Origin of the sequence: Cobetia marina (assembly GCF_001720485.1) — a bacterium.
Taxonomy (GTDB): domain Bacteria; phylum Pseudomonadota; class Gammaproteobacteria; order Pseudomonadales; family Halomonadaceae; genus Cobetia; species Cobetia marina.
The window spans coordinates 1,558,502-1,569,053 of record NZ_CP017114.1 but is presented as its reverse complement, the minus strand read 5'-3'; the positions used below and the strand labels follow the sequence as shown (position 1 = coordinate 1,569,053).

At 56.4% G+C, this 10,552-nt stretch carries 7 protein-coding genes; 3 read left to right on the top strand and 4 right to left on the bottom strand.

What is annotated here, in order from left to right:
- From BFX80_RS17795 to BFX80_RS06730, 4 genes are all read right to left on the bottom strand, one after another.
- Complete coding sequence (locus tag BFX80_RS17795) at positions 1-1,158, bottom strand: hypothetical protein (protein ID WP_157109446.1); 1,158 nt, start codon at positions 1,156-1,158, stop codon at positions 1-3.
- A 3-nt stretch (positions 1,159-1,161) separates the two neighbouring features.
- Positions 1,162-2,457 (bottom strand): exopolysaccharide biosynthesis polyprenyl glycosylphosphotransferase, encoded by a 1,296-nt coding sequence (locus BFX80_RS06740; RefSeq protein WP_084208321.1) that lies wholly within the window; start codon positions 2,455-2,457, stop codon positions 1,162-1,164.
- 49 nt (positions 2,458-2,506) lie between these two features.
- Positions 2,507-4,735 carry a polysaccharide biosynthesis tyrosine autokinase gene (locus BFX80_RS06735; protein WP_240499693.1) on the bottom strand — a complete coding sequence of 743 codons (2,229 nt, stop codon included), beginning with the start codon at positions 4,733-4,735 and terminating at the stop codon, positions 2,507-2,509.
- Positions 4,736-4,816: 81 nt separating this feature from the next.
- Entirely contained in the window at positions 4,817-5,980 is a 1,164-nt protein-coding gene (locus BFX80_RS06730) for a polysaccharide export protein (protein ID WP_276204874.1), read from the bottom strand.
- Between the two features lie 1,510 nt (positions 5,981-7,490).
- Between BFX80_RS06730 and BFX80_RS18010 the strand changes: the two genes are divergently transcribed.
- The 3 genes from BFX80_RS18010 (at position 7,491) to BFX80_RS06715 (ending at position 10,490) form a co-directional block, all read left to right on the top strand.
- Positions 7,491-8,588: a hypothetical protein gene (locus BFX80_RS18010; RefSeq protein WP_205632746.1), complete on the top strand. Its 1,098-nt coding sequence runs from the start codon at positions 7,491-7,493 to the stop codon at positions 8,586-8,588.
- Positions 8,589-8,593: 5 nt separating this feature from the next.
- Complete coding sequence (locus BFX80_RS06720; protein ID WP_084208318.1) at positions 8,594-9,415, top strand: hypothetical protein; 822 nt, start codon at positions 8,594-8,596, stop codon at positions 9,413-9,415.
- Between the two features lie 127 nt (positions 9,416-9,542).
- A complete protein-coding gene (locus tag BFX80_RS06715) occupies positions 9,543-10,490 on the top strand; it encodes a capsule biosynthesis GfcC family protein (RefSeq protein ID WP_167592986.1) in 948 nt (315 codons plus the stop codon).
- Positions 10,491-10,552 lie beyond the last annotated feature (62 nt).

Here is a 10,552-nt window from a genome sequence, read left to right as displayed (position 1 = left end):
CTATTCTTTAGCTTCAATGTAGACACCTATATTTTTAAGGAGCTTAATAAAAACTACAAATATTATTGAGAATAACACTATAGATCCGAAATAGTTAGGTCCATACCATTGCAATCTTAGCTGCATAATAAAAAACATAATAAACACAATCCCATACTTGGTTTTAAGTAGGAACATTTTCTTTAATAAGTAGCCATAAATATAGCCTGACACTACTGTTAGAATCGGCCCTGCAGCTAACATGAAAGCAGTATAAAACATTCCTCCACCGACGTTATTTATATAATCTCTTAGTATCCAGACATAATTATATTCTGAAGAAGCTCCGCCATAGTTATTAGAGGGGAATACGGACATCAAAATATTAATTATAGGTTCTAAAGTGTAGCCGATTGCATTTACATACCACACAGAAGATAAATAAACATGAACTACATCTACAGCGGTACCTAAGCTAGACAAGTTTGCTACTATTTCTTCTATCAAACTAGATATATTTAAACTTTCGCCACCTCGACTTAGCCCTCCATACATACCGAGAGCAAATATAGAGATTAACGGCACTGATAAATATAGAAGATTTATTCTACTAGTTTTAAAATAATAAAACAACATAAGGCAGAGCATTAAAATAAAATCAACCCGCTCTCCCCTTATAATAGCAAATGCTACAACAGAAAGTGCAACGGCAAATTGCAATTTACTTGTTGACTCATTACTATTCCCTACAGTTATCATCCAGGTAGCGAAGAAAATCACTACCAGGCTTCCCATACTCCCAAACCTTGAGTCTGATAAGTAAAATACTGAAGGGTATGCAGCACATATTGAGAATATAAATAATGAAAAAACTGCAATATTAGTAGTTTTACTTACTCTAATTGTTGGAAAACTATATTCTTCATTCCTAACTTTCCATAGAGGTATTAAAAATGCTACAAAAGAAGCTATAGCTGTCAGTACAGCTTCCTTCAAATACTCAGCATAATAATAATATCCCGTTGCACTAATAATTCTTGTTGGCTCGTCTCCAAGCATTAATCCATACATTATCCATAACGGATAAGCATATATTAATATACAAATTCTAAAAAAACTGTTCTTGTAAAGCACTAGTATACTTAACAATGCCAATAAAAATAATAATTTTCCCAGCATCTATCATCTAGCCCCAGAGCCAAAAACAACCGTTTTGATAGTTCTTACAATAATCAACAAATCTAGCCAAAATGAAAAGTTTTTAATGTAATAAAAATCATACTCCAATTTCTCGATCATACCTTCGACTTCTGCTGCATACCCTTGCTCTACCTGTGCCCAACCGGTAATGCCAGGACGTACCACATGGCGGTAGTGGAAGAACGGCACATCCTTCTCATACCACTCCGTGAGGCTCATGGATTCTGGGCGCGGTCCGATCATGCTCATATCGCCTTTCAAGACATTGAACAATTGAGGAAGCTCATCCAGACGGCACTTGCGAATGAATCGCCCCACGCGCGTGATACGTGGATCATTGCCTTCCTGGGTAAAGCCAGTGCCTTTCATGTCGGTATACATACTACGGAACTTGTAGACCGTAAACGGACGGCAATGGAAGCCCATACGCGGCTGGCAGAACAGCGCCTTGCCTGGGCTATCCAGACGAATGGCAAGTGCCGTCAACAGCATGACAGGGGCCAGCAAAGGAATCAGGATTAACGCGGCGAGAATGTCCATGCCGCGCTTGATGACTTCGTAATCTTCACGTGGCGACAGGGAGCCAAATTCATTGGCATAGAGGTGATCCAGCAGTACCTTCCCGGTAATCATTTCATGGGCCTGGGTGGCGTGGTACACCGGGATACGGTGAATCGTACAGTCAGCGAGAAAACGCTGCCACTCCTCGGGGAGATCTGCCCGCAGGTCCGCAACCACGGCGTCAATTCGCTTGAACCCGACCAGTGTCGGTTCCTTCATCGCATACCAGTACACTGATTTGCTGTGGTGATCACACAAGGCCGGTGCTTTCCCGAAGGGCACCACTGCCATGCGCTTGGTGGTCAACTTGCTGTCAACATAATAGAAGGCCCCACCGAAGACGATGGCCAGCACGAAGGAAATCCCGACTTGCAGACGTGACACCTCGACTTCCAGCACACCGCAGATGATGATGAGCAATGTATAGGAAGCCGCAACTGTCGGGATGACATACGTGAAGGAGCGTGTCCCCGGCAGTTGGCAGAGGCGGTTGATCAGCGTCAGCGACAAGGTGAAAGCGGCGGCGGTGCCCAGAATCGCATTCCATTGTGCCAAGGTGGAAGTATTCCAGAAATCGAATCCCCAGCGGTACATGGCAGGCAGTACGACAACTAGCAGCACGCCAAAGAATGTCTGTAGGCGCTTGCTGGCAAGCAAGCGCTCGTAGTGCCGTGAATAGCGCCGTTGATGCTCCATGGTAGAGCTCACCTCTTTCATGTCTGGTTCCCTTCGAATTCAATATGACTGATGACGGAATACAGCGGGATCATTTATAGCTGTAGTTGTAATAGCCATAATTCTCGCCATAGGCGCCGGCGGCCTTGCGCTCCATGGCGTTGAGGATTCCGCCTTTCACGGCAATGCCAGAAGCTGCCAGGCGCTTGAGAGAGACTTCCACTTCCTTGGGCGCGTTCACCTCGAAGCGCGTCACCAGCAGAGTCGTGCCCACATGCTTGCCGATGACGGCGGCATCGGTGACGGCAAGGATGGGCGGAGAATCGATGATGACCAGGTCATAACGCTCGCTGACCGCAGTCAGGAAGTCCTGGAAACGCGCGCTCATCAGCAGTTCCGAGGGGTTGGGCGGCGCAATGCCACGCGCGACGTAGGAAAGTGATTCAAGCGCGGAAACAGGGCGAATGACGTCTTCCAGCGACTTCTTGCCTGCCAGGTAGTCACTCAAGCCACACTCGGAGCGCTCATCGAAGATGGAGTGCATGTGACCCTTGCGCATGTCGGCATCCACTACCAGCACGCGTTGACCGGCCTGGGCGCAGACAGCCGCCAGGTTGGCGGCGATGAAACTCTTGCCTATCCCCGGGCTGGGGCCGGTGATCATCAGGGTGTTGGATGAGGATTCCAGCATGGCGAAGTGCAGGCTAGTGCGTAAGCCACGCAAGGCCTCGATCGCGAGATCCGCAGGATTGCGTTCCGCCAGCAGGCCGTTGGGAATCTTGCGCGAATGCTTGTCTGTCGCGCGCTTCACCTTGCGGCTCAGCTTGCCCTGCTCATCCGAAAGCGGGATGGTGGCATACATCGGCAGGCCCAGCGCTTCCAGCTGGTCCGGCGATTCCACGCCACGCCTAAACGCCGCACGCAGCAGAATGACACCGACGGACAGCATGCCGCCGAGCAGTGTCATGATGACCACGATCATGGCCTTCTTCGGCTTGACGGGCTGCGGCAAGATACCGGCATCGTCCAGGATGCGCACATTACCTACCGTACTGGCCTTGGCGATCTCCATTTCCTGCACTTTATTCAGCAGCTGCACGTAGATGGCCTGAGTCACTTCCACACTACGTGTCAGGCGCAACACTTCCTGCTGGGTTTCCGGAAGGTCCTTCACCTGAGCATTCAGCTTGTCCATCTCGCGCTTGAGCTGAGACTTCTTCTCGAGCAGTGCCGCGTAGGTGGGGTGGCTAGGCGTATAACGCTTGGCGATCTCGGCTTCGGTCAGTTCCAGCTGATTGACCTGGGCCTCCAGATTCACGATGCGCTCCAGCACGGACTGGGTCTCCAGTGAGAGATCCACACTGTCACGTGACGTCCTGAATGCATTCAGGCGCGATTCCGCCTCATCGAGCTGGGCACGCACCTTGGGTACCTGGTTATCGAGAAACTCGAGACTGTTGCGCGCCTCCTCACTCTGACGCTGAACATTCTGTGAATAATAGATATCCGCGATGGTATTCAGCGTGCGCTGCAGCTCACGCGGCTGCTCACCCGTCATCGACCACGTGAGAATGCCGGTTTCCTTGCCCTGCTCCGCCACTGAGAAGGTACTTCGAAGATTTTGAATCGCCTGCATGCGGCTGATGTGTGTCAGCTCAAATTCCGCGCCTGTGGCGGCATTCAAGGCAGTGACACGCAGATTCAGCTGACCATCGGCAAAGCTGTCCAGCTGATTGATGCGCCCCTTGCCCAGCAACTCACCGTCCTGGATCAGCTCGTAATGCGCATCATCGACGACACGCAGGGTAATGGTGCTACCCAGCATGGCGTCATCGACAGGCATCTCACTGACGCTGATGCTCTCCCCTGCCCAGGTACTTGCCCAACCCTGGGCGAAATCCGGGCGCTCCACCCCGCGGCGCACAAGGAAATCTCCCAGCAGCGGCAGTCGCTTCGGCGTGACGGTGACATCCAGGTTGAGCAGGTCCACTGCGCGGCCAAGTACCATCCGCGAGCGGATGATCTCGATCTCGGACTGGGACGGCGGCTCCTTGCCCAGAATCGAATTGACGTCAGCCAATGGATTGGTCGAAGGGGCATCATCAATCTGGATCAGGGCATCCACCTTGTAGATGGGCGTCGCCAACAGCGCATAGACCACCCCGATGACGGCAAACAGGCCAGTGATCGCGATGATCCATTGCTTGTGATCGAGCAGAATGCCGAACAGGCGCCCCAGATCAATCGCATCATCATCGTTATCGCGAGTGGCAGCCGACGACATCGCCCCAGTGGCTGTATTTTGCGGGGTCTGATTCATGAAACACCCTTCGAGTGCTGCGGCTCTCGTGAGAACCAGTGGTAGTAGGTAGAGAGGAAGAAGACAGGAGGCTGGCGCGGATCAATCGTCACTGCGCAGATCATCGAAATCACTGGCGGAACGCGTCACCTGATAGACAGCGGTCAAGGTCGGCATCAGCTGATTGACGACACGATTCCAACGACTGAGCGGCGCGGCTGTGACATAGACCACATCAGAAGGCTGCAGCATGAATTCAGCACCGATCACGAAGGCCGCCGAATCACGCGCATCCAGCTGGTAGACCGTCGCCAGCTTGCCGGTACTGGTGTCCGCGCGCCGCACGACGAAGATGCCCTTGGCATCTGCCTGACCTTCATCGATACCGCCAGACTGAGCGATGGCATCCGTCAGCGAGATACGCGAATTGCCCATCGCCAGGCTGCCCGGCAATTGCACCTCGCCCATCACGTAGACCTTCTGATTGCCCACATCCGGCACGTGCAGTACATCGCCGTCGCGCAGCAGACGGTTGTTGCTCAGCGCGCCGTTCTGCAGCAGGTCATACAGCGAGAAGTGCTCATCACTGTCATCACGTGTCAGTACCACGTCGTGCCAGTTGGCCAGCGGCGACAGGCCGCCTGCCTGATTGACAGCGTCGAGGATGGTCAACGGCACATTGGTGATCGGCAGGATTCCCGGGGTTTCCACCTGCCCGGTGACGTAGACCTTCTGGGACTTGAATGCCGCCACCTGCACATCGATCTGCGGGGAGGCGATATAGCCGGACAGACGACGCTCGATGACGGCCCGCAATTCCTTGACGGTGAGCCCCGCCGCTTTCACGCGCCCGATATAGGGATAAAAGATGGTGCCGTCACTGTGAACGCTGTTGCCTGATTCGATGGCGCTGCGCTCGGAGCCGGCCGGGATGGTCAGTTCGGGGTGGTCATAGACGATGATGTTGAGCACATCCCCTCGGCCGATACGGTAATCGTAATCGGCCAGCTGCTGTTCCAGCTTCTCGTTGTCACGCTGGGCCTTCCCGTGACTGTCCTTCAGGGCATCTACCATGCCAAAGGTGATGGGCCGGACCTCGAGCGCATCATCCAGGGGAGCCGTTTCCGCTTGATAATCCATGTTGCCACCAGGGGCAAAGGCACAGCCGGTGGTAGACAACATGGCAATCAACAGCGCGGTGGTCATTGCCAGGCGGGGGCGCGGCTTCAGCGCACAGCCCTTGCCAAACATGGTGACCTTGATCATGTAAAACCCCCGAAACCTGCAAGATGAAGTAAGCAGCTCACCCGGCGCGCCTTGGCAAGGCACATCCGCCATGAGTGCTGAAGCGATGAAAGACGATGGATCGTCAGGAAGAGACGCTGGTTCGGTGCCCATGAACCGAGGTGGAGCACCTCTGAGCCATTCAGCGTTCAGGCACGCTACCGCCCTGAGGTATATGACGGCGCTTACCCCAAGGCCCGGACACGCCCACCAGCAGAGGCTGCTGATGACGCGACAGAATTGCTTCCACGATGGAAACAATTCAAGAATTTTAAGACGAACGTTTCCCCACCCTGGAAAGGGCGTTACGAGAAGTCATAGGGAAAGCGGCAATGCAATGTGGCGCCTTGAAACGAAGTTCTCGAGTTCAATGCCGGATGGCCTTGACTCCTTCTCTTGATTTCATTAGGCGAGACACAAAGCATCACCTCAAGACAGAAAGCACATAGTGAGCATCGCCTTGAGGCGTGAGGATTCATCCATCACACGCAGGCATGTCGAGCTCATGAAGTTGCTTTGTGTCTTGACGCTATAGCGTTTGAGTGACTCAACCATGACATTGGCAGTACAAGAACTTTTTTACGCAAAAAAGCACGTCACCAGCGAGTCAGATGCAGGCGTGATTGACAAGAAAGAAGATTGCCAGCAGTAGCGGTAGGAGAATGTGTCACTTGCCAGAGGAGCACACGACAACCTCTGTGGTGCTTGATTTCCTATCAATCTGGTTCGCATCCTTGCCAACCCTGTCGCCTTTTCGCAACACGGCGGTGACAAATAAGGTGAGCATCATACTGTAAAATCACGCAATTCATCCACCAGTTTTTCACATTTCATTCAGGTCCAGGCGTGAGATTCTGGCACCAAATATCTGGCAAACTATTGATATAAAAGCAATTTCCTGTCATTTGACCCACTTTTCACTGTACTGTTCACAGTTGACAAGACCCACCATGCGTCTGCTATGTGCGACGCAGCAGTACTCACACGCCTCCAAACAGTTACACAACGATACGCAAATATACATTCAGAACCACAACAAGCCCCGACAAGCATTAGACAAACCACCCCCAAGAGATTAATTAAGCACCTTCTTATAATGACTTTCACTCGTCGGATTTAGTAAGCTCAGCCCCCTGACAGATATAAGGCCCGATATGATTTCGGTAGGTGAAGACGTCACATTGGCTCCCATATCTCTGCCAGCGGGTGAATTGAGATTCTCTAAAGAATGGGAATACGCTAAGATGGCTCGCATTATCACTAGATGCGCCATGCTTCAACTGATTTCACCTGTCATTGATGAGAATGTCATGGCTTGAGTGTACGCTTGCTTCTTTCAATCGCATGCCGGGCGCATTGTTCCAACTCTGTTCAAGTCTTGTCATAAAAATGTGCATGACCTGCCAATTGGTGCCAATGGGAAACCAATCGACAGGACATCACGATCACAACCAGATGTGCAGATGTACTCTGCAGGAGATAAGGCCCTCTCATGAAACGTACTGCTACAACATTGGTCATCGCGGGATTGGCGCTATCCCCTCTCGTTGCCGGGATCGCGCGCGCGGAAAGTGAAGCGCCAGCGCAGACGGGCACGACATCCACCGGCTCTTCCACAAGTACGGGCAGTAGCAGCGGTGGTGGCACTGCCGCAGGTGCCGGCGCAGCCGGTGGCATGGCAGCCGGCAGCATCGCCGCCGTTGCCGCTGGCCTCGCAGCGGCAGTGGGCGTCGCGGCGACTGTCGCATCTGGTGGCGATGGCAGTAGTGGTGGTAGCACTGGCGGCGATATCGGAACTGATCCGGGCGATGGCGGCACTGATCCGGGTGATGGTGGCGACGGCGGTACTGATCCAGGTGATGGTGGCGATGGCGGCACTGATCCGGGTGATGGTGGCGACGGCGGTACTGATCCGGGTGATGGCGGCGATGGCGGCACTGATCCGGGTGATGGTGGCGACGGCGGCACTGATCCGGGTGACGGCGGCGGCGACGGTACTGATCCGGGTGATGGCGGCGACGGCGGTACTGATCCGGGTGATGGTGGCGATGGCGGCACTGATCCAGGTGATGGTGGCGATGGCGGCACTGATCCGGGTGATGGCGGCGACGGCGGCACCGATCCAGGTGATGGCGACGGCTCCACTGGCACCACCGATCCGGGCGATGGCGACGGCTCCACTGGCACCACCGATCCGGGTGACGGCGACGGCTCGACCGGCACCACCGATCCGGGTGACGGCGACGGCTCGACCGGCACGACCGACCCAGGTGACGGCGATGGCTCGACTGGCACCACCGATCCGGGTGACGGCGATGGCTCGACCGGCACCACCGATCCGGGCGATGGCGACGGCTCGACTGGCACTACCGATCCGGGTGACGGCGACGGCTCGACCGGCACCACCGATCCCGACGATGGCAGTAACCCGGATGAAGGCGGCGAGCCGGGCGATGGTGACGGCACGACAGGTACCACCGGTACCACTGGCACCACTGGCACCACTGGCACGACAGGTACCACGGGCACGACCGGCACCACCGGTTCTACCGGGACGACAGGCACCACCGGCACGACAGGTACTTTCTGATCATCATGATCTCGATATCCATCAGCATGGGGGGTCGCCTGGCGGCCCCTTTGCTCGTGTCCGGCGCACTGCTGCTTGGCGGCTGTTCCGCGCTTGAGCAGGGGCAGCTGGGGCAGACGGCGAGTGCCGTGTTCGGCAGCGATCAATTCGATGCCGAGCGCGCGCGCGCCCTGCCCTACGCGTCGCTGCGTCTACGCTACGACGGCAACACGGGCATGGTGGTACTGGCGTCACTTGAGACCGTCAGTTCCCGCCCCCCCAGCGCCACGGACGCGAGTCCGACACAAGCAGACCACGAGCTGTCTTCACCGGCAGCCTCGTCATCTTCCGCCACTTCTGCCGGGACAGTGACGACTCCCTCGTCGCCTCCGACAGAACTGGCCCGTTTTGAAACCGCGGACCACGCCTTCGTTCGCCTGGAGAACGGCTGGCTGACCGGCACTGCCGGCTTCGACAGCGACCTCCTGGACATGCATCGCGAGACTCGCCTGACCACGCTGATGTCCGCGTTGGCCGCTGGCGAGCCGGCTCCCGGCTACCACGTACGCACGCGCTGGCAACGCGCCGATGGCACCGAGGGCTATGCCCAGGGACGTGCCGACTGGTCGTGTGCCGCGCCGAGCGTGCAGCCCTTCCCGCTTGGCGAGCAACGCGTCTCCCGCTGTGAGGAGAGCGTTCACTGGAGCGACGGCTCGTTGAGCGTCAATCACTACGCGGTGGCGCCCGCCATGGCACCGGATGCCTCTCCCAGAATCTGGGCTGCAGAGGTTCAGGCCTGGCCTGACTCACCCCATTGGCGTTGGGAGGTGGCACGTGCCTGGTGGTAAGCGTGGTACCCGGCATGAAAGTGCCTGGCAAGACGGTACATGGCATGACAGCCACAGGCGTCAGCGCCTTGATCACGTCGCCCCTCGCGGGGGTGCCGACGGCCATTCTCCTGTTCGTCGAGGTGTCGTGAAACCTTATCTGCCAACACGTCTTAAGGCCGTCCTGTCCGCCGCACTGCTCGGCTCTCTGACGCCTGCGCCAGCGTTTGCCGCTGAAGCCGCGGCTGACCGCGCTCAGCCACCCACCACGCTGACCATCAGCGAGGCACTGTCACGTCACCTCGCCGAACTGAGGGGTAAGCACGGCATTGAATGGCCGCACACCTTCGTGGCAACTCGGCAGGCGCGTGAGCACTCCCGCCAGCTGGGGCGTCGGCTGTTCTTCGAATTGCGTCAACTGAGTTCACAGGCGGTGTTCGATGAGCGTCTGCCCGCCGCCGGGCTCAAGCATTGGATGCAGATCGTCAAGCGCACGCCGATCGGCGGCCGTCAGGTGGGGCGTATCGATCCCATCGCGCTGTGGCGTTTCCCGCGCCTGGATATCCCGCTCAGCACGCATGACTGGATCGGGCAATGCCAGCCCGAGACACGCCTGCAGCTATGGAGCGCCGTGGGCGTTCGTCAGCTTGACTGGCGGCCAGAGCTGACCCTGCGCGAGGCCATCGCCGGCCTGCCGGGCGCACGGACCAGCGCCGAGAGCGCCAGTGTCATCACGCTCAGCGGCCGAGTGATCGAGCGCGGCATCAGCGCCTGGAACGAGCAACCCTACACGCTGGCGCCGGGGGATCGTGTCGTGATCCATCTGCCGCGCCTCTCGCCCTCGGCAGCCTGGGTCAATCGCAGTCTTCCCGAATGGTTGAGCCTGCAATGGCCGGGCAAGGCGTGCCGCAGCCTGGATGCCATCACGGGCCAGCCCCAGGCGCCGGAGTACCTGCTGTCGCTGCGTGAGCTGGACGCCTCTCCTGAGGCAGCAGAAGCGAAAGCCCCAGAAGGCACGGCTGAGGCGAAGGTGGCGGCCGACAACGCCCCCGCCGACGCGTCGACGTCCGCATCCGTCGAGAGTGAGACCCCATGAGCGAGGCGTCCATGAACCCGCCGCACGCTTCGCGCTCAGGCAAGCAAAGGATGGCAGCAGAC

Excerpts from the sequence above, each read along its gene's own strand:
- BFX80_RS17795 (WP_157109446.1), bottom strand. The coding sequence starts at position 1,158 with ATGCTGGGAAAATTATTATTTTTATTGGCATTGTTAAGTATACTAGTG.
- BFX80_RS06740 (WP_084208321.1), bottom strand. The coding sequence starts at position 2,457 with ATGAAAGAGGTGAGCTCTACCATGGAGCATCAACGGCGCTATTCACGG.
- BFX80_RS06735 (WP_240499693.1), bottom strand. The coding sequence starts at position 4,735 with ATGAATCAGACCCCGCAAAATACAGCCACTGGGGCGATGTCGTCGGCT.
- BFX80_RS06730 (WP_276204874.1), bottom strand. The coding sequence starts at position 5,980 with ATGATCAAGGTCACCATGTTTGGCAAGGGCTGTGCGCTGAAGCCGCGC.
- BFX80_RS18010 (WP_205632746.1), top strand. The coding sequence starts at position 7,491 with ATGAAACGTACTGCTACAACATTGGTCATCGCGGGATTGGCGCTATCC.
- BFX80_RS06720 (WP_084208318.1), top strand. The coding sequence starts at position 8,594 with ATGATCTCGATATCCATCAGCATGGGGGGTCGCCTGGCGGCCCCTTTG.